An 18169-nucleotide genomic window follows, 5' to 3' on the forward strand; every position below is an offset into this window, starting at 1 on the left:
GTTGTCGTCGGTCGCCGACGCTCCGCGTCGACTCCCTCCTCCGCCTTGCGATCGCACGCACCAGGCCCCACCGGCCCCGCCCTTCGGGCGGCCGGAGCTACTTTGACGACACTCCCTAGGGCCGCCTCAGGTCGCGGCGGTCGCCGGCGTGCGTACGAGGGCCGGCAGGCGCCGGATCGCGCGGACGGCGGCGCCGCCCGCGCGGTTCGCGCCGATGGTGGACGCCGAGGGGCCGTAGCCCACCAGGTGGACGCGTTCGTCGCGCACCGCCCGCGTGCCCTCGACCCGGATGCCGCCGCCCGGCTCGCGCAGCCGCAGCGGGGCCAGGTGGTCGATGGCGGCCCGGAAGCCGGTGGCCCACAGGATCACGTCGGCGTCCACGCGCCGCCCGTCCGCCCAGGCGACGCCGGTCGGGGTGATCCGGTCGAAGGCGGGCAGCCGGTCCAGCACCCCGGATTCCAGCCCGGCCCGGACCGCCTCGGTCAGGGGCAGCCCGGTCACGCTGACCACGCTCCGCGGGGGCAGGCCCCGGCGGACCCGTTCCTCCACCAGGGCCACCGCCGCCCGGCCCTCGGCCTCGCCGAACCCGCCGTCGCGGAACACCGGTGGCCGACGGGTCACCCAGGTGGTCTCCGCGGCCACCCCGGAGATCTCCAGCAGGTGCTGCACCGCGGAGGTGCCGCCGCCCACCACGACGACCCGGGCTCCGGCGAACTCCTGCGGCCCCGGGTAGCTCGCGGTGTGCAGCCGGCGGCCCCGGAAGAGCTCCTGGCCCGGGTAGTGCGGCCAGAACGGCCGGTCCCAGGTGCCGGTGGCGTTGATCAGGGCGCGGGCCGACCAGGTGCCGGCCGAGGACTCCACCAGCAGCCGCCCGGGAGCCCGTTCGCCCCCGTCGCGTACGGCGGAGACGTCCACGGGGCGCCGTACGTCCAGGCCGAAGTGGTCCTCGTACGCCGCGAAGTACTCCCCGATCACTTCGGAGGAGGGCCGCAGTGGGTCGGCGCCGGTCAGCTCCATGCCGGGCAGGGCGTGCATCCCGTGGACCTTGCCGTACGTGAGCGAGGGCCAGCGGAACTGCCAGGCCCCGCCGGGGCGGGGGGAGTGGTCCAGGACCACGTGATCCAGCCCCGCCCGCGCCAGGTGGTAGGCCCCGGCCAGCCCCGCCTGACCGGCGCCGATCACCACCACGTCCACGTCCGCCGCGTACCGCGTCGCCATTTCGTTCACGGTTCTACTAACTCGCGTTGGCGGCGGGATCTTCCCGGCCCGGCCGGCATGGGCCGAGGGCCGTCAGGCGGTAGCCCGGCGGGCCGCCAGCCAGTCGCAGGCCGCGTCCGCGCTGAACTGCGGCTGGCCGCCCGCGAAGAGCAGGTCGGCGGCCGCGAAGGCCGGATCCCCGGCGGTGTCCGTCATGTAGGGGATCGCCATGCAGCTCATCCCGGCGGCACGGGCCGCCACGGCCCCGGGCGCCGCGTCCTCGACGACCACACAGTCGGCGGGCACGGCGCCGAGCCGGCGGGCAGCCTCCAGGAACACGTCCGGCGCGGGCTTGCCGTGCGCGACCTCCTCGGCGGAGACCACCGTGGTCAGCAGCACGTCCAGCCCGGTGCCCTCCAGCACCGCGTCGATCGCCTCGCGTGAGGAACCGGAGGCCACCGCCATCGGGACGCCCTGCGCGTGCAGCCGCTCCACGAACTTCCGCATCTGCGGGTAGGCCTCCGTCCGGGCCCGGGCCAGCTCCAGGTAGGCGGCGTTCTGCTCCGCCAGCAGCTGCTCCACCGGCGCCGGCAGGCCGTAGCGCTCCTTGAGGATCTCCAGCGTCTCCAGGGTGCCGATGCCGACGAAGCGGGCGTGCTGTTCCCACGTGAAATCGCAGACGCCGTGGCGTTCCAGGACGAGGCGACCCGACGCGTAGTAGTTCGGCTCGCTGTCCACGAGAGTGCCGTCGAGATCGAAGATGACGGAAATCATCCGGTGTACCCGTCCTGCCGGTTGTGCGGCTGTCCGTGTCGTCTTGTCATGATGTGCGGGCGGCCCGTCCCACGGATTCGACCAGCGGCAGCAGCCGGTGCGCGACCCGCTCCCGCAGGGCGATTTCCGTACGGGTGCGGACCACGCCGGGGAGCCGGATCAGCTGCTGGATCACGTCCTCCAGATGCGCGTTGTCCCGGGCCGCCACCCGGGTCAGCAGATCCCCGCCGCCGGTGATGGAGAAGGCCTCGATGATCTCGGGCACGGCGGCGAGGGCGTCGCCTACCTCGTCCAGATGTCCCTGGGTCACCTCGATGTGCACGAAGGCCAGCACCGGATGGCCGAGCGCCGCGGGGGAGAGTACCGGACCGGTCCCGGTGATCACCCCGGTGCGCTCCAGCCGGTCCAGCCGGGCCTGGAGGGTCCCGCGCGCCACCCCCAGGAGCCGGGCGTACTCGCGGACGCTGGTGCGCGGCTGCTCGATCAGCAGGCGCAGGATTCGGGTGTCGAGCTCGTCCACCGACATGCGGTGACTGTACCAATGGCCCGGTTCGCCCGGATCGGCCGTTGCGCGGTCCCGCCGGCACCCACCCGTCCCCTTAAGGTCCTCAGCATGGGTGATCTGCTGCTGGTGAGGCACGGGGAGACGGCCTGGAGCGCCGACGGGCGGCACACCGGACTGACCGACGTGCCGCTGACCGCGCGCGGGGTCGAGGAGGCCGTGTCCCTGGCCCCCTTCTTCCGCGACGGGCGCCCGGCCCTGGTGCTGACGAGCCCGCTGAGCCGGGCCGTGGCCACGGCCCGGCTCGCCGGGCTGACCGAGGGCGTCCCCGAGCCCGACCTGCGCGAGTGGGACTACGGCGGCTACGAGGGCGTCACCACTGCCGAGATCCGGCGGACCCGGCCCCACTGGTCGCTGTGGACCGACGGGGTCCCGGCGGGCGACGCGCACCACCCCGGCGAGAGCGCCGCCCAGGTCGGCGCCCGCGCGGACCGGGTCCTGGCCCGGGTCGGCGAGGTCCTGCGCGAGGGCCGGGGCACCGTGGTGCTGGTCGCCCACGGCCACCTCCTGCGCGTCCTGACGGCCCGCTACCTGGGCCTGGCCCCGGCGGACGGCCGGCTCTTCCTCCTGCGCACGGGCACCCTCAGCGTCCTGTCCACGGAACACGGGCTCCCGGTGGTGGCGGGCTGGAACACCCACCCCTGAGCCGGGATCCCGCCTCGCGCGGGGGGCCCGGGTACGTGACGATGCGTACATGAACGACGGCGACGACGACCGCGCCGGTGGTGGCGGCGTTGGAGGACCGGTCGACGCGGCCGCGGACACCGGCCCCGACACGGGCCTGAAGGCCAACGCGATCGGGTTCCTCGACGCGCTCGTCATCGGCCTGAACTCCACCTCGCCCGCCTACTCCCTGGCCGCCGTCATCGGCCCGATCGTGGCGCTGGCCGGGATCTACGCGCCGGGCGTGATGCTGGCGTCCTTCGTGCCCATGCTGCTGATCGCCGCCGCCTTCTACTACCTCAACAAGGTCGACCAGGACTGCGGCACCACGTTCTCCTGGGTGACCCGGGCCATGGGCCCGTGGGCGGGCTGGCTCGGCGGCTGGGCCATCGCCATGACCGGCGTCCTGGTCATCGGCTCGCTGGCCGACGTCGCGGTGCAGTTCGGCCTGCTCGCCGCCGGCCTCGACGACTGGGCGGCCGACGAGCTGATCCGCCAGAGCCTCACCGTCCTGGTCATCCTGCTGATGACCGCCGTCTGCGTCATCGGCACCGAGATGTCGGCCAAGCTCCAGAACGTACTGATCCTCGCCCAGGTCTTCTTCCTGCTGGTCTTCGCCGTCGTGGCCATCTACCGCGTCTACGCCGGCACCAGCAGCCTCGAAGGCATCAGACCGTCCATCGGCTGGCTCAACCCCTTCGGCGCCGGCGGGGCCGCGCTGACCGGCGGACTGCTGCTCGGCGTGTTCATCTACTGGGGCTGGGAGTCGGCGGTCAACCTCACGGAGGAGGTCGAGGACTCCGCCACCGCGCCCGGCAAGGCGGGCATGTGGTCGACCGTGGTGCTGCTGGTGACCTACCTGTCCGTCGGCTTCGCCGTCGTCGGCTACTCCGGGACCCGCTTCCTCGCCGAGAACGCCGCGGAGGAGGAGGCCGTCTTCGCCGTCCTCGCCCACGAGGTGCTGGGCGGCTGGGACTGGGTGGTGCTCCTCGCCGTCTGCACCTCCGCGCTCGCCTCCACCCAGACGACGATCATCCCCGCCTCCCGCACCGCGCTGTCCATGGCCCGCCGGCACGCGCTGCCGCCCGGGCTCTCGCACATCCACCCCCGCTTCCGGACCCCGGACGTCAGCACGTGGTGGGTGGCGGGCATCGCGATCGGCTGGTACCTCGTCGTCAACCGGATCAGCGAGGACGCCCTCCTCGACTCACTGACCGCCCTCTCCCTGCTGATCACCTTCTACTACGCCCTCACCGGTCTGGCCTGCGCGATCTACTACCGCCGCCACCTGCTGGAGAACGCGCACAACTTCCTGCTCATCGGCCTCGGCCCGGTGCTCGGGGCGGGCCTGCTGGGCTGGCTGCTGGTGGAGTCGATCGCAGACATGTCGAACCCCGAGAACTCCGCCGGCGGCGTCTCCTGGTTCGGCCTCGGCCCGCCGCTGGTCATCGGGATCGCGATCGCCGTCGTCGGCGTGCTCGTCATGGGCTTCTGGCGGCTGCGCGACGGCACGTTCTGGCGCGAGCGGCGCGGGGTGGCCGACCCCGCCCTCGTCCACGCCCGCAAGCCCTGAGGAGCCCCCGATGTCCGTGGTCCTTGGATACGACGAGTCGCCCGGTGCCGAGCGGGCGCTGCGCGTGGCGCTGGAGGTGGCCGCCGCCTTCGGCGAGCCCCTGGTGCTCGTCTACGGAGCGGCCGCCCCCGGCCCCACGGGGGAGGAGTCCCGCGCCCACCGGGAGGCCGTCCACCAGGCCGGCCGCCTCGCGCTCGCCCGTGCCGTCGAGGCCGCCGACGAGGCGGGCGTCCCCTCGACGGTCGAGGTGGTGGACGACAAGCCGGCCCAGGCGCTGCTGGACGCGGCGCGGCGGCACGGCGCGCGGGTCATCATCGTGGGCAGCTGGGGCGACAGCCCGATCCGCGGCGCCCTGCTCGGCTCCACCCCGCACAAACTGCTGCACCTGTCGCCGGTCCCGGTCCTGTGCGTACCGACCGACAACGACAGGTAGAGGAGGGTTGCTAGGGCCCCGAGCCGATCCCCGAGCCCATCCCCGAGCCGATGCCCCGGGAGAACTTCTCCCACTGCGCCGTGACGACTTCCCGCGGTACCCCGCCGAAGTCCTTGAGGTCGAGGATGTCGGAGTAGAAGGAGAGCGTCACCGAACCGGAGCGCACCAGGGTCAGGTACCTGTAGAGGGAGATGTTCTCGTTCTTCACGTCCCGCACCACGATCCGGTACGCCTGCGCCTCGTCACCGAGGGCGGGCGCCTGGACCGGCTCCACCCGCAGGACCTTGGCCTCGACCAGCGCGCGGTCCTCGGTGTAGCCGCCCGCGCACTGCTTGCCGGCCTCCGCCAGCGACTTCATGACCGCCCCGGCGGCGGCTCCGTCCTTGTACGACCGCAGCAGGATGTCGGTGTCGATCTCCTGGAACTCGCCGGGCACACGCAGCGCCGCGTACGCCTGCCCGGTGTGGCCCGCCTTGCCGAGGCTCGTCAGCGGCTGGCAGAGCGCCGGGGCGGCCTCGTAGAGCTCGTTGAACGGCTCGTCGAGGAGCGGCTCGGAGACCTCGTACCGCCCGGCCTCGGTGCCGGGCGCGAGGGCCAGTTGCTTCAGCAGGTCCGTGCCCGGCCCCGGCGTACCGGCGACGCTCGGACTCGGACTCGGACTCGCGCTCGCGCCGGCCGGCGCCGCCGAGGCGCCCTCGCCGGTCCCGGCCGCCGCCTTGCCGCCATCCGCGCACGCGGCCGTCCCGGCCAGCAGCGCCGCACCCATGACCGCGACCGCGGCGCGCCGGACTCTCTTGCCGTTCCCCACCCTGTGCATGGTGATGCCGTCCCCCCAGAATCGTCGTCGAGGCCCTGATTGTGCAGTACGGCGACAGGCTCGCCACTGCGGGGCCGTTGGTACGAATACGGCCGGAGATGTCACCCGATCCCTGGGCCAATGGCGCAGTGCTTCCGGCCTCACTTGAGCCATTGCCCCCGAAGATGCTTATCTGTGGCGTATCCATGTACTTACGGCGCCACGCAGCGCCGGACGGCAACGAGGCCGCTCCGGACCGTGGTGCCTTCGCCGTGCCCCCACACTGCCCACCACCCACGGGCGGCAGGGGGCCCGGCCCGCGCCATCGCAAGGGGGGCGGCACACCGCCGTGAAGAGAATGTTCGTGGCTCCGGACCCGGGGCGGCTCAGGCTCAGGAACTCGACTCGCGCCGTGATCGGCGTCGGGCTCGCCGTCGCCGTGGCCGAACTCGCGGGTCTCTCGCTGACCGCCTCCATCACCGGAGGCCTCGCCGCCATGCTCGCGCTCTTCACCGTCCTCGACCCGGACGTACGTGCCCAGCGGGTGACCACCGCACTGCTGCCGGCCGTCGGCTTCCCCGTCCTGGCACTGGCCACCACCCTGCACGGGGTGACGCCCGCCCGCGACGCGGCCTTCCTCGCCGTCGTCTTCGCCGGGGTCTACGCCCGCCGATGGGGGGCGCGCGGCCACGCGCTGGGCATCTTCGCCTTCATGATGTTCTTCGTCACCCAGTTCCTGCACGCCGTCCCCGCCCAGCTGCCCGAGCTGTTCGCCGCCGTCGCGCTGGCGCTCCTCGCGGCCGGCGCCGTGCGGTTCGTGCTGTGGCCCATCGAACGCCGTACCCCGCCCGCCGCCGCCCCGCCCGGGCTGCCGGGCACCGGGCTCGCCCGCCCCACCACCCGGCAGGCCTTCCAGGCCACGGTGGCCTGCGGGTTCGCCCTCGCCATCGGCCAGGCGCTGTCCGAGGACCGCTGGTACTGGGCCGTCGGCACCGCCTGGTGGATCTTCGTCAACACCGCCTCGCGCGGGGAGACCCTGGTGCGGGGCTTCCGCCGGGTCCTCGGCACCGTCCTCGGCATCGCCGCCGGACTGCTGATCGCCGTACCGCTGCACGGCGCGCCCGCGCCGACCGCCGCCCTCGTCGCCGTCTGCGTCTTCGGCATCTTCTACACCGCCGCGCCCTCCTACTCCTGGATGATGTTCTTCGTCACCGTCATGGCCGGCCTGCTCTACGGACTGCTCGGCGTCCTGCACCCCGGGCTGCTGTTCCTGCGCTTCGAGGAGACCGCAGTCGGCGCGCTGGGCGCCGCCCTCGCCGTACTGGTGGTGCTGCCGGTGACCACGCACGCCGCCAACGCCGCCTGGATCCAGCGCGCGCTTCACTGCGTACGGGCCTCCACGGCGGCCTCCCTCGACCGTCTCGCCGGAGACCCGGCCGCCGATCCGGCCCCTCACGCCGCCGAGCTGGAACTGCTGCTGGGCCGCGTCCGGATGGCGCTCGCGCCCCTCGTCCACCCCCTGAGCCCGCTGCGCGCCCGCAAGGCCCGCGCCCGCCAGGTGCTGGCCCTGCTCGACGACTGCGCCCGGGAGGTGCGCGGGCTCGTGGCGGTCGCCGCCGATCCGCAGGCCTCGCACGACGCCCGGCTGGCCGCCGCCTGCTGGCGGGTGGAAGCGGCCGTCGAGGCGCTCACCGCCCCGCAGGGCGCCGAGGAGCCCGCCGCCCTGGCGAGCCTGCCCCGGCCCGCCGCGGCCGAGCCCGCCCTGGCCCACCTGCACGGCCTTGAGCAGGCCCTGGCCGCGCTGGCCACCCCCTTGCGATCCGACCCGAAGGCCCCGCTGGTCAGCGCGTAGGGACAGGCTCGTGCCCGCCGGACCCCAACTCCCGGACAGCGGCGGATAGTACGCCTGCCCCTCCTCCTCCACGGGCCGACGGGCGAAGACCACTCGGTCGAGTGTTCAGGGGCGAGCGTGAAGTCCGCCGCTGACCTGCGAGATGTACAACGGGTGAGGGTTCATGGCACATTCATCCGCACAGCGGCACAGCGGCACAGCCGCGCAGTCGGACAGGGGGTAACCGCCCGGGATGGACATACGTCAACGGCACGCGAGCACCGCTCAGGTGTGGGAGGAAGCCGAGGAGTTCATCCGGCTCTTCCACCGGGAGAATCCGGAAGCCGGTGATCCGCGTGCCCGGCTCGCCGCCGTGCGGGACGAGCTCGTGGAGAGCGGCACCTACCGGCACACGCCGCAGGAGCTGGCCCACGGAGCCCGTGTGGCCTGGCGCAACAGCAACCGCTGCATAGGCCGGCTCTACTGGAACTCGCTGCGCGTTCGCGACCGCCGAGGGCTGACCGAGGGGCAGGAGATAGCCGACGAGTGCTTCGAGCACCTGCGCGAGGCGACGAACGGCGGCAGGGTCCGGCCCACGATCACGGTCTTCGCCCCGGACGCCCCGGACCGCCCCGGACCGCTGATCTGGAGCGAGCAGCTCGTCCGCTACGCCGGCTACGGCGACCACCCCTCCGTCACGGTGGGGGACGCCCGCAACCGACCGCTCACCGAGGCCCTGCTGGAGCTCGGCTGGTCCGGTGGCCCGGGTACGCCCTTCGACCTCCTGCCGCTCGTCGTCCAGGGCGTCGACGACAAGCCCCGCTGGTTCGACACCCCCGCGGACGCCGTGCTGGAGGTGCCGATCCGGTATCCCGACGGCGAAGACGACTGGGCCGACTGGGGACTGCGCTGGCACGCCGTACCCGCCATCTCCAACATGTGCCTGGAGATCGGCGGCATCCACTACCCCGCCGCGCCCTTCAACGGCTGGTACATGGGCACCGAGATCGGTGCCCGCAACCTCGCCGACACCGACCGCTACCACCTGCTCCCGGCCGTCGCCCGCAGGCTGGGCCTGGACACCTCCAGCGACCGCTCGCTCTGGAAGGACCGGGCGCTCGTCGAGCTCAACAGGGCGGTCCTGCACTCCTTCGACCGGGCCGGCGTCACCATCTCCGACCACCACACCGAATCGCAGCGCTTCCTGACCCACCTGGAGCGGGAAGAGCGCAAGGGCCGCGACGTGGGCGCGGACTGGTCCTGGATCGTGCCGCCCATCTCCGGCTCCGCGACCCCGGTCTTCCACCGCACCTACGAGGACCGGCAGAGCCGTCCGGCGTACGTCCACCACCCCGGCGCGCCGGAAAGGGCACAAGGGCGGGATTTGGTCTAGACCTTCTGTTAGCGTCGCCCCGACGGACACCAAGCGGCGGAGAGGACACCCCGGTGGGCGGCGCGGACACTACGGAACAGGGCGGCGGACAGCGCGCCTACATCGGCTCGTTCACCTCGGGAGGCGGCCGAGGCATCACCACCGCGGCAGTGGATCCGGCCACGGGGGAGCTGACCGCCCTCGCGGTCACCGAGGCCTCCGAAAACCCCTCCTGCCTCACCCTCGACCCCGACACCGGGGTGCTCTACGCGGTCAGCGAGACGGAGCGGGGAGCGGTGTCCGCCTTCCGGCCCACCGCCGACGGCCTCATCCCCCTCGGCCCGCCCGTCGGCGTCGGGGGCTGCGGACCGACGCACCTCAGCCTGGCCGGGCGCCGGCTGCTCACCGCCCAGTACACCTCCGGCAGCGTCAGCAGCCTCCCGATCGCGCCCGACGGCACCCCGGGCAGCCCGGAGTCCGTCCTCGCGCACGAGGGCTCCGGGCTCGATGCCGACCGGCAGGACCGGCCGCACGCCCACCAGGTGCTGCCCGACCCGTCCGGCCGGTGGGTGCTCAGCGTGGACCTGGGCACCGACTCGGTACGGGTCTGCTCGCTCGACCCGGCCACCGGAGCCCTGCGGCTCCACGCTGAGACCGTGCTGCGCGCCGGGACCGGGCCCCGCCACCTGGCCTTCCATCCGGACGGCGAGGTGATCTACGTACTCCACGAGCTGGAGCCGCAGCTGACCGTCTGCCGCTGGGATCCGGCGGCCGGGCGGCTGGAGCCGGTGGTCGAGGTTCCGGTCGTCCCGGCGGGCGCTCAGGGGGCCGTACGGGACTACCCCTCGGAGGTGGTCGTCTCGCGGGACGGGCGCTTCGTCTGGGCGGCGGTCCGGGGCGCCGACGTCATCGTCACCCTCTCGCTCTCCGACGGCGCGGAGAAGCCCCAGGTCACCGACAGTGTGGCGTGCGGTGGCAGCTGGCCCAGAGATCTCGTGGCAGACCCCTCGGGGCGGCGGCTGTACGTGGCCAACGAGTGGTCCGGCAATGTCACCTGGTTCGACGTCGACCCGGCGACGGGACAGCTGAGCCGGGCCGGTCAGCTGGAGGTGCCCGCCGCCGCCTGCGTCGTCTTCCGCTGACCACGGCCGCCGTCCGGCGTACGCGCGAGGCCGCCCCCGGAATGCCGGGGGCGGCCTCGCGCGTACGGGACGACGGGTCAGTGCGCAGAGGCGCCCAGGGTGATCCCGAGGGCGGCGCTGTACTGGGCGACGGCGAGCTTGCCGAGCGCCGGGTAGGCCCCGAGCACCTCGGCGGCGGCGCAGTCGGCCTCCTTGCAGGCCGTGTCCAGCAGACCCTCGGCCGCTTCCGGGCCGATCAGGTACGGGGCCAGCGCGAGCTGGGCCGAACCGGAGCCGCGCAGCTCGGCGGCGACGGAGGCCACCGAACCCTCCTGGTCCAGCGCGGCGGCCATCACGGGCACGGCGAGCCGGGCGGCCAGCAGCATGCCGGTGATCCCGGCGGCCTGGACGGCCTCCTCGCCGCCGGTGGTGGCCAGGATGATGCCGTCTGCGGCGGTGGCCACGGTGAACAGCCGGGCCCGGTCGGCGCGGGCCAGACCCGCCTCGGAGAGCCGCACGTGCAGGCCCTCGGCGAGCAGCGGGTGCGGGCCCAGTACGTCGGCCAGCTCGGCGGCGGCCGAGGAGTCCATGAGCGCCTGGCGCACGCGGCGCAGCAGGTCGGCGTCCGGACCGGCCAGCAGGGGCACGACCACGGCGTCCGGGCCGGTCGGCGCGGGCACCTCGTGGCCCGCGGCGCGGGCGAAGTCGGCGCGCGCGGCGCGCTCGTTCGCGACGGCGGTCAGCGTGCTGGACAGGGACGGGAATTCCCAGCCCGCCGGGTCGTCGGCGTCCGTGCCGTCGAGGTAACCGATCCGGGCGTCCAGGCCGGGCAGCTCGGAGCGGCCGATGCTGATGATCTCTTCCGCGAGCGACCGCGAGCCGGCCGAAGGGGCACCGGGCACGGCGAGCACCAGCGCGGGCGCGCCCTCCGGCGCCACCGCGGGCTCGGGCCGGCGGTGCCGTCCGGTCTGGCGGGGTCGCGGCATTCGTACGGGCAGGCCATTTGCGGGCCCAGTGGGAGAGCTCATGGCGTCGCATGCTACTGGCTTATCGGAACCGGGTGTTCGGGCAGGGCCTGGTCAGGCGGCATCTGTCCTCTTTTATCCGTTGAATGTCATACACGGTTCAACTGACTAACGGCGAGCACCAGTCGACGCACCGTGCCGCACTAGCGGGCGGACCCGTTCGAGGGCAGGCTGGACGGATGAGCTCTGAAGCGGAATTCGAGTCACCGCCCCCCGTCCCCGAGAGCGACCACGCCGTGACCCCGGACCTGCCGGAGCCCGAGCCGCCGGCCCCCGATCTGGACCTGGGGAAGGCGCCGGAGAACGAGGACGTACGCGACAAGGACCCGACGGCCGGCGAGGACACGGGCGCGGGCGACGAGGCCGGAGCCCAGGACCGGACGTCCCCGGAACCGCCGGACTAAGGGCCTCGCCACCGGGTTCGGAAGCAGGCCGCCTACGCCAGTAGGGTGACCCTTCGTGGCAGCTCTTCCGTTGAACCAACTCGTCGAGCCCGGCTGGGCCGAGGCCCTGCGTCCTGTGGCCGGGCGCGTCGCCTCCATGGGCGACTTCCTGCGTGCCGAGATCGCCGCCGGTCGTACGTACCTACCTGCCGGAGGGCACGTACTGCGTGCCTTCCAGCAGCCGTTCGACGAGGTGCGTGTCCTGATCGTGGGGCAGGACCCGTATCCGACTCCGGGCATGGCCATCGGGCACAGTTTCGCGGTCGCGCCCCACGTCCATCCGCTGCCCGGCAGCCTGGAGAACATCTTCCGGGAGCTGCACACGGACCTCGGACTGCCCCGTCCCTCCAACGGTGACCTGACGCCGTGGACCCGGCAGGGCGTGCTGTTGCTGAACAGGGCTCTGACCACCGCACCCCGCAAGCCGGCGGCCCATCGCGGCCAGGGCTGGGAGGAAGTGACCGAGCAGGCCATCCGCGCTCTGGTCGCGCGGGGCAAGCCGCTGGTGTCGGTGCTGTGGGGGCGGGACGCCCGCAATCTGCGGCCGTTCCTCGGCGACCTCCCGGCGATCGAATCCGCCCATCCCTCGCCGATGTCGGCGGACCGCGGCTTCTTCGGTTCGCGGCCCTTCAGCCGGACCAACGACCTCCTGCTCCGCCAGGGAGCGCAGCCGGTGAACTGGCAGCTGCCCTAGCTTTTCAGGAGGAGGCGGGTCCGGCTTCCGGAGGGGCGCGGACTGCCGCGGAGCCTACTTCTTGGGGATCCAGGCCTTCCAGGTGGCCTCGTTCTCCTTGACCCACTTCTCGGCGGCCTTCTCCGGCGTCATCTTGTCAGCGGCCACGTACTTGGCGACGAGGTTCTGCTGGTCGGTCGTCCACGTGAAGTTCTTCAGGAACCGCGCCGCTTCGCCGTCCTTCTGCGCGAACTCGGCGTTCATCCACTTCTGGAGCGGGACGTCCGGGTAGGCGCAGGCGACGGCGTTCTTGTCCTGGTCGCAGCCTTCCTTGTGCTCGGGCAGCTTCACCTCGACCAGGTCCATCGTGGCGTTCATCCACTGCGGCGTCCACCAGTAGGTGAGGAAGGGCTTCTTGTTCTTGTACAGCTGCTCGAGCTGCGCCAGGTGGGTCGCCTCGGCGCCCGCCTCGACCGGCTTGTAGTCGAGGCCGAGGTTCTTGATCAGGGCGTTGTCGTGGGAGACGTAGGACGGGTCGCCCTTGATGAACTGGCCCTTGTCGCCGCTCTCGGGGGTCTTGAAGAGACCGGCGTACTTGTTCAGGTTCTTGTGGTCCAGGACGTCCGGGTTCTGGTCGGCGACGTACTTCGGAACGAACCATCCGATGTGGCCCGTGACGCCGAGCCCGCCGGCGGAGACGACGCTCTTGTTGCCCTCGACGTACCGCTTCTGCTCCTGGGGGTGGCCCCAGTCTTCGAGGATGGCGTCGATCTGCCCCTGGCTCATGGCGTCCCAGGCCGGGGTCTCGTCCATCTGTCTGGTCTTCACGGTGTAGCCCAGCTCGTGCTCCAGCAGGTACGCGGCGACGGCGGTGTTCACTTCGGCGCCGACCCACGAGGGGGTGTGGAGGTTGACGACCTTGGAGCCGGCGCCGGAGCCGGTGTCGGCGGCGCCACAGGCGCTGACGGTCAGCAGGGCCGCCACGCCCGCGGCGGCGACGGCGGTTCTGCGGGCGGCGGTGCGGGTGTTCCTGGTCATGAGGGAGTGCCTTTCGTGGACGGGGGACGGGGCTGGGTGAGTTTGTCGAGCGTCAGGCCGAGGCAGACGATGCCGGCGCCCGCGACCAGGCCGGTGCCGAGTTCGCTGCTGGTCAGGCCCTTGACCACGTCGAACCCGAGCGCACCGCCGCCGACGAGGCCGCCGATGACGACGACCGCGAGGACGAGTACGACGCCCTGGTTCGCGGCGACCAGCAGGGCCGGCCGGGCCAGTGGCCACTGCACCTGGCGGATCTGCTGCCAGGTGGTGGCGCCGAGCGAGCGCGAGGCCTCCATCGTGGCCGGGCTGACCTGCCCCAGCCCCTGGGTGGTGATGCGCACCACGGCGGGCAGCGCGTAGACGGCCGCGGCGGTGATCGCCGCGACCCGGCCCGCGTTGAAGAGCTGCACCACGGGGATGAGGTAGATGAACTGAGGCAGCGTCTGCATGCCGTCGAACACCGGTCGCAGCAGCCGTTCGGCCCAGCCGACGCGGGCCGCGAGGATGCCGAGCGCGAAGCCCAGCAGCAGCGTGACGGCCACGGCCACCAGCACCTGGGACAGGGTGTACAGGGACTTGCTCCAGATGCCCAGCACGCCGATGCAGGACAGGGCCAGGACGGCGGTGACGGCGCCGCGCCAGGTGCCGACCAGCCAGGCGACGGCGCCGGCCAGCATCAGGACCGACCACCACGGCAGCGCCTGGAGGCCGGCGTCGAGAGGGTTGAGCACCCACGTGGTGAAGGCGCCCGCCCAGACGTCCGTGCCGCCGACTACCGGTACGTCCTGGTAGAAGGTGCCCACGACCCAGTCCATGGCGGTGTTCAGCGGGGTGCTGAAGTCCACGCTCAGGCCCTCGGGCCAGCCCCGTGTCAGGATCTGGCCCAGTACGATGCCGGCTGCCGCCACCGCGGCGGCGACACCTGCCGCCCGGACGGCGTCGGCGCCCGCACGGGCCGTACGGGCACCCGCGGCGGCCGTCGTACGGTCGAGCCACACCGCGATGAGCACGATCGCCAGGCCCGCGGTGAGGCCCTGCCCGAAGTCCCGGGTCCTGAGCGCCTGGTAGATGCTCTCGCCGAGGCCCCCCGCACCGACGACGGAGGCGATGACCACCATCGACAGCGCCATCATGATCGTCTGGTTGAGCCCCAGCAGGAGTTGCGGGCGGGCCAGCGGAAGCCGGGCGGTGAGCAGCCGCTGCCGGCGGGTCGAGCCGAGCGACCGGGACGCCTCCAGCACCGAGGGGTCGGCGCCCCGCAGTCCGAGCGCGGTCATCCGTACCATCGGCGGAGTCGCGTAGATCACCGTCGTGATCAGGGCGGACGGAGTGCCGATGCCGAAGATCAGGACGAGCGGCAGCAGGTACGCGAACGACGGCAGCACCTGCATCGTGTCCAGCACGGGGCGCAGCACCCGCTGGGCGGCGTCGGACAGTCCGGCCGCGAGCCCGAGCAGGAGTCCGAGCGCGGCGGCGGCGGCCACGGCCACCAGCATCAGGGCGAGTGTGCCGGTGGCCGGCTCCCACAGGCCGAGCAGGCCGCAGCCGCCCAGCGCGGCGAGTGCCACCCCCGCCTGCCTCAGGCCCTTGCGTCCGCCGCCCGACACGTACCAGGCGAGAGCCGCCGCGCACGCGAGCACCCCGGTCCAGCCGACGGCGGTGAGCAGTTCCTGCACGAGGTCCACCGCGTCCGTGGCGGTGTTCGACAGGTGCAGCAGGAAGTAGAGGAACAGCGGGTGCGTGTCCCGGTTGGCCACGACCCAGTCGGCGAAGGAATCGAGGGTGGGCACCAGATCGACGCGCAGGGCCGTGGGCCAGCCGCCGTCCCACAGCAGGGCGCTGAGCGGCAGCACCAGGGCAAGGACGAGCAGCGCCGTGCGGGCGGACGGCCGCGACGGGCGCCAGGTGCGCCGCCGCGCCACGGCCGCCTCCTTGGTCCGAGGACGGTCGTCGCCTTCGACGGCCGGGGCGGGGACGGTGGTGATCACGCCGTCACCACCTCGGCGGTGGCGGGCAGGTCGATCCCGGCGACGACCGCGAGGAGCCGCTCGTGGTCGACGACACCGAGCAGCCTGCCGTCCGCCATCACCCGGGCCGGTACGCCGTCACGGGCGACGGCCGCGATCGCCTCGGCGACGGTGGCGTCCGGGGCGAGGGCCGTTCCGGTGGCGCACTCGCCCACGACCGGCGGACGCATCGCCCGCGACACCGTGACGACCTGCTCGCGGGGCACGTCACGGACGAAGTCCCGTACGTAGTCGTCGGCGGGCCGGGTCACGATCTCCTCCGGGGTGCCGAGCTGCACCACGGCTCCGTCACGCATCAGGGCGATCCGGTCGCCGAGCTTGAGGGCCTCGGACAGGTCGTGGGTGATGAACACCATGGTCCTGCCCTCCTCGCGGTGCAGGCGGACGACCTCCTCCTGCATGTCGCGGCGGATCAGCGGGTCGAGTGCGCTGAACGGTTCGTCGAACAGCAGGACTTCGGGGTCGGACGCCAGTGCGCGGGCCAGCCCCACGCGTTGCTGCTGGCCGCCGGAGAGCTGGTCGGGACGGCGGTCCTCCAGTCCGGTGAGCCCCACCTTGGCGATGACCTCAAGGGCCCGGGCGCGGCGTCGGGCCTTGGACATCCCCTGGATCTCCAGTCCGTAGCCGACGTTGTCGACGACGGACCGGTGCGGCAGCAGGCCGAAGTGCTGGAAGACCATCGCGGCCCGGCGCCGTCGCAGTTCACGCAGCCGGTTCCCGTCCATGGCCAGAACGTCCTCGCCGTCGATGGAGAGGGAGCCGCTGGTGGGCTCGATCAGCCGGGTCAGGCAGCGGACCAGCGTGGACTTGCCGGAGCCGGACAGGCCCATGACGACGAAGACCTCGCCCTTGCGGACGTCGAAGGAGACGTCACGGACGGCGGCGGTGCAGCCGGTGCGCGCGCGTATCTCCTCGGCGGACAGGCCCGCGTACCTGGGGTCGCCGGGGATGCGGTCGGCTTTCGGCCCGAAGACCTTCCAGAGGCCGCGTACGGAGAAGACCGGATCGGTGGCGGCGTCCATCAGACGGCACCTCCCTGTGCGAGGGCCGAGACGAGGAGGTCGGCGCACTTCTCCCCGACCATCAGCACGCCGATCATCGGGTTCACCGCGGGGATGGTCGGGAAGACGGACGCATCGGCGATGCGGATCCCGCTCAGTCCTCGGACGGCCAGATCCGGGGTCACCACGGCCAGCTCGTCGTCGGCGGCGCCCATCCGGCAGGTTCCGGCCGGGTGGTAGACGGTGTGCGCGACCTTCCGCGCGTACTCGCTCAGCTCCTCGTCGCCCGTCACCTCGGGGCCGGGGCAGACCTCACGGCCGAGCCACGCCGCCAGCGGTTCGGCCTTGGCTATCTCACGGGCGATCTTGATCCCGTCGACGAGGGTCCGGCCGTCGTGGTCGTCCTCGTCCGTGAAGTACCGGAAGTCCAGGGCGGGTTTGACCTGTGGGTCCGCGCTCGTGAGGTAGAGACGGCCGCGGCTCTTCGGCTTGGGGACGTTCGGGGTCATCGACACGCCGTGCGGGGGGCGCTCGTAGCCCAGGCGCTCCGGATTGTCGGTGAAGGGAACCTGGTAGAAGTGGAACATCAGGTCGGGACCCGGTGACCCGGGGTCGCGCCGTACGAACAGGCCGGCGTCGCTGTCCATCGCGGAGTTGTCGGGGAGGGGACCGTTCGTCTCCCAGACGATGACGGATTCGGGATGGTCGAGCAGGTTCTCGCCGACACCGGGCAGGTCGTGGCGGACCTCGATCCCGAGTTCCTCCAGGTCGCCCCGCGGCCCGATCCCGGAGTGCAGCAGCAGCCGCGGGGTGTCCACGGCGCCCGCGCAGACGATCACTTCGCGCTCGGCGCGTACGAAGGTCTCCGCGCCGTCCTTGCCGCGTACCCGCACGCCGGTGGCCCGGGTGCCTTCGAACTCCAGCCGGTACGCCCAGGTCTCCAGCAGCAGGTGGAGGTTCGGCCGGTCGAGGAAGGGGTGCAGATAGGCGACCGAGGCGGAGGAGCGCTGGTTGCCCTCGGGGTGGTACGCCAGGTCGAAGAAGCCGGCGCCCTCGTGGAAGGGCTTCGCGTTGAACCCCTCCACCAGCGGCACGCCGAGCGCGGACCGCGCGGCGTCCACGAAGTCGCGGGCGATGGCGTTGCGGTCCTTCTCGGCGACCGGAACGATGTGGTTGAGGAGCCTGTCGAAGTACGGGTCCATGGACGCCGCGTCCCAGCCCTCGGCCCCGTGACCGGCCCACTCGTCCCAGTCCGACGGCAGGGGCTTGAAGGCGATCAGGGTGTTGTGCGAGGAGCAGCCGCCGAGCACCCGGGCCCGGCTGTGGCGGATGTGGGAATTGCCGCGCGGCTGCTCCGTGGTGGGGTAGTCGTAGTCGAGCTCACCGCCGAGCAGGCCCGTCCAGCGGCGCAGGGTGAGGACGTCGGGCCGGTCGATGTCGCTCGGGCCGCCCTCGATGACGGCGACCGTGACGTCCGGGTCCTCGGTGAGGCGGGAGGCGATCACCGAGCCGGCGGTGCCGCCGCCGACGACGACGTAGTCGTAGGTGTGGTGGGGCGTGGGGGGTTTCGGCATGGGGGGTTTCTCCAGGTGGTGCGGGTGTCTGCGGGGGCGGTCGCGGACCGGGCGCGCGGTGGGGCG

General features: G+C 72.8%; 17 protein-coding genes. 8 read left to right on the forward strand and 9 right to left on the reverse strand.

Going from position 1 to position 18169, the window contains the following annotated elements:
• Positions 1-126 precede the first annotated feature (126 nt).
• The 3 genes from ACWDYJ_RS26320 to ACWDYJ_RS26330 all read right to left on the reverse strand — a co-directional run bounded on the left by ACWDYJ_RS26320 (position 127) and on the right by ACWDYJ_RS26330 (position 2497).
• On the reverse strand, positions 127-1218 hold the full coding sequence (locus tag ACWDYJ_RS26320) for an FAD-dependent oxidoreductase (protein WP_451568056.1): 1092 nt from the start codon (positions 1216-1218) through the stop codon (positions 127-129).
• Positions 1219-1290: 72 nt separating this feature from the next.
• Positions 1291-1971 carry an HAD family hydrolase gene (locus ACWDYJ_RS26325; RefSeq protein WP_451568057.1) on the reverse strand — a complete coding sequence of 227 codons (681 nt, stop codon included), beginning with the start codon at positions 1969-1971 and terminating at the stop codon, positions 1291-1293.
• A 46-nt stretch (positions 1972-2017) separates the two neighbouring features.
• Positions 2018-2497, reverse strand: a complete 480-nt coding sequence (locus tag ACWDYJ_RS26330) for an Lrp/AsnC family transcriptional regulator (protein WP_451568058.1) — start codon at positions 2495-2497, stop codon at positions 2018-2020.
• An 87-nt stretch (positions 2498-2584) separates the two neighbouring features.
• On the opposite strand from ACWDYJ_RS26330, the gene ACWDYJ_RS26335 reads away from it, so the two are divergent.
• The 3 genes from ACWDYJ_RS26335 to ACWDYJ_RS26345 are packed head-to-tail and all read left to right on the forward strand — an operon-like array spanning position 2585 to position 5202.
• Entirely contained in the window at positions 2585-3178 is a 594-nt protein-coding gene (locus ACWDYJ_RS26335; RefSeq protein WP_451568059.1) for a histidine phosphatase family protein, read from the forward strand.
• Between the two features lie 49 nt (positions 3179-3227).
• The gene (locus ACWDYJ_RS26340; protein ID WP_451568060.1) at positions 3228-4769 is read left to right on the forward strand and encodes an APC family permease; all 1542 of its coding nucleotides are present in this window, start codon (positions 3228-3230) and stop codon (positions 4767-4769) included.
• A gap of 10 nt (positions 4770-4779) precedes the next feature.
• Positions 4780-5202: a universal stress protein gene (locus ACWDYJ_RS26345; protein WP_451568061.1), complete on the forward strand. Its 423-nt coding sequence runs from the start codon at positions 4780-4782 to the stop codon at positions 5200-5202.
• A 10-nt stretch (positions 5203-5212) separates the two neighbouring features.
• Here ACWDYJ_RS26345 and ACWDYJ_RS26350 read toward each other — a convergent pair whose 3' ends face one another.
• Positions 5213-6010, reverse strand: a complete 798-nt coding sequence (locus tag ACWDYJ_RS26350; RefSeq protein ID WP_451568062.1) for a hypothetical protein — start codon at positions 6008-6010, stop codon at positions 5213-5215.
• 346 nt (positions 6011-6356) lie between these two features.
• On the opposite strand from ACWDYJ_RS26350, the gene ACWDYJ_RS26355 reads away from it, so the two are divergent.
• From ACWDYJ_RS26355 to ACWDYJ_RS26365, 3 genes are all read left to right on the forward strand, one after another.
• Positions 6357-7850 carry an FUSC family protein gene (locus ACWDYJ_RS26355; protein WP_451568095.1) on the forward strand — a complete coding sequence of 498 codons (1494 nt, stop codon included), beginning with the start codon at positions 6357-6359 and terminating at the stop codon, positions 7848-7850.
• 232 nt (positions 7851-8082) lie between these two features.
• Entirely contained in the window at positions 8083-9222 is a 1140-nt protein-coding gene (locus ACWDYJ_RS26360) for a nitric oxide synthase oxygenase (protein WP_451568063.1), read from the forward strand.
• A 53-nt stretch (positions 9223-9275) separates the two neighbouring features.
• Positions 9276-10343, forward strand: a complete 1068-nt coding sequence (locus ACWDYJ_RS26365) for a lactonase family protein (protein WP_451568064.1) — start codon at positions 9276-9278, stop codon at positions 10341-10343.
• Positions 10344-10420: 77 nt separating this feature from the next.
• On the opposite strand, the gene ACWDYJ_RS26370 is transcribed toward ACWDYJ_RS26365, so the two are convergent.
• Positions 10421-11350: a hypothetical protein gene (locus ACWDYJ_RS26370; protein ID WP_451568065.1), complete on the reverse strand. Its 930-nt coding sequence runs from the start codon at positions 11348-11350 to the stop codon at positions 10421-10423.
• Between the two features lie 176 nt (positions 11351-11526).
• On the opposite strand from ACWDYJ_RS26370, the gene ACWDYJ_RS26375 reads away from it, so the two are divergent.
• On the forward strand, positions 11527-11751 hold the full coding sequence (locus ACWDYJ_RS26375) for a hypothetical protein (RefSeq protein ID WP_451568066.1): 225 nt from the start codon (positions 11527-11529) through the stop codon (positions 11749-11751).
• Positions 11752-11806: 55 nt separating this feature from the next.
• Positions 11807-12484, forward strand: coding sequence for a uracil-DNA glycosylase (locus ACWDYJ_RS26380; RefSeq protein WP_451568067.1), 678 nt, complete (start codon positions 11807-11809; stop codon positions 12482-12484).
• Positions 12485-12538: 54 nt separating this feature from the next.
• Here ACWDYJ_RS26380 and ACWDYJ_RS26385 read toward each other — a convergent pair whose 3' ends face one another.
• The 4 genes from ACWDYJ_RS26385 to ACWDYJ_RS26400 are packed head-to-tail and all read right to left on the reverse strand — an operon-like array spanning position 12539 to position 18103.
• Positions 12539-13501, reverse strand: coding sequence for an ABC transporter substrate-binding protein (locus ACWDYJ_RS26385; RefSeq protein ID WP_451568068.1), 963 nt, complete (start codon positions 13499-13501; stop codon positions 12539-12541).
• Positions 13498-15486 carry an ABC transporter permease gene (locus ACWDYJ_RS26390; RefSeq protein ID WP_451568096.1) on the reverse strand — a complete coding sequence of 663 codons (1989 nt, stop codon included), beginning with the start codon at positions 15484-15486 and terminating at the stop codon, positions 13498-13500. Before ACWDYJ_RS26390 ends, ACWDYJ_RS26385 begins: the two co-directional genes overlap by 4 nt.
• A complete protein-coding gene (locus tag ACWDYJ_RS26395) occupies positions 15486-16550 on the reverse strand; it encodes a quaternary amine ABC transporter ATP-binding protein (RefSeq protein ID WP_451568069.1) in 1065 nt (354 codons plus the stop codon). Before ACWDYJ_RS26395 ends, ACWDYJ_RS26390 begins: the two co-directional genes overlap by 1 nt.
• The gene (locus ACWDYJ_RS26400; protein WP_451568070.1) at positions 16550-18103 is read right to left on the reverse strand and encodes a GMC family oxidoreductase; all 1554 of its coding nucleotides are present in this window, start codon (positions 18101-18103) and stop codon (positions 16550-16552) included. Before ACWDYJ_RS26400 ends, ACWDYJ_RS26395 begins: the two co-directional genes overlap by 1 nt.
• Positions 18104-18169: the final 66 nt, after the last annotated feature.

Source organism: Streptomyces sp. NPDC003042, assembly GCF_053591315.1.

What these genes read in the sequence shown, in the direction of transcription:
- ACWDYJ_RS26375 (WP_451568066.1), top strand. Translation starts at nt 11,527, where the DNA reads ATGAGCTCTGAAGCGGAATTCGAGTCACCGCCCCCCGTCCCCGAGAGC.
- ACWDYJ_RS26340 (WP_451568060.1), top strand. Translation starts at nt 3,228, where the DNA reads ATGAACGACGGCGACGACGACCGCGCCGGTGGTGGCGGCGTTGGAGGA.
- ACWDYJ_RS26345 (WP_451568061.1), top strand. Translation starts at nt 4,780, where the DNA reads ATGTCCGTGGTCCTTGGATACGACGAGTCGCCCGGTGCCGAGCGGGCG.
- ACWDYJ_RS26400 (WP_451568070.1), bottom strand. Translation starts at nt 18,103, where the DNA reads ATGCCGAAACCCCCCACGCCCCACCACACCTACGACTACGTCGTCGTC.
- ACWDYJ_RS26395 (WP_451568069.1), bottom strand. Translation starts at nt 16,550, where the DNA reads ATGGACGCCGCCACCGATCCGGTCTTCTCCGTACGCGGCCTCTGGAAG.
- ACWDYJ_RS26385 (WP_451568068.1), bottom strand. Translation starts at nt 13,501, where the DNA reads ATGACCAGGAACACCCGCACCGCCGCCCGCAGAACCGCCGTCGCCGCC.
- ACWDYJ_RS26320 (WP_451568056.1), bottom strand. Translation starts at nt 1,218, where the DNA reads ATGGCGACGCGGTACGCGGCGGACGTGGACGTGGTGGTGATCGGCGCC.
- ACWDYJ_RS26335 (WP_451568059.1), top strand. Translation starts at nt 2,585, where the DNA reads ATGGGTGATCTGCTGCTGGTGAGGCACGGGGAGACGGCCTGGAGCGCC.
- ACWDYJ_RS26325 (WP_451568057.1), bottom strand. Translation starts at nt 1,971, where the DNA reads ATGATTTCCGTCATCTTCGATCTCGACGGCACTCTCGTGGACAGCGAG.
- ACWDYJ_RS26330 (WP_451568058.1), bottom strand. Translation starts at nt 2,497, where the DNA reads ATGTCGGTGGACGAGCTCGACACCCGAATCCTGCGCCTGCTGATCGAG.
- ACWDYJ_RS26355 (WP_451568095.1), top strand. Translation starts at nt 6,357, where the DNA reads ATGTTCGTGGCTCCGGACCCGGGGCGGCTCAGGCTCAGGAACTCGACT.
- ACWDYJ_RS26360 (WP_451568063.1), top strand. Translation starts at nt 8,083, where the DNA reads ATGGACATACGTCAACGGCACGCGAGCACCGCTCAGGTGTGGGAGGAA.
- ACWDYJ_RS26370 (WP_451568065.1), bottom strand. Translation starts at nt 11,350, where the DNA reads ATGAGCTCTCCCACTGGGCCCGCAAATGGCCTGCCCGTACGAATGCCG.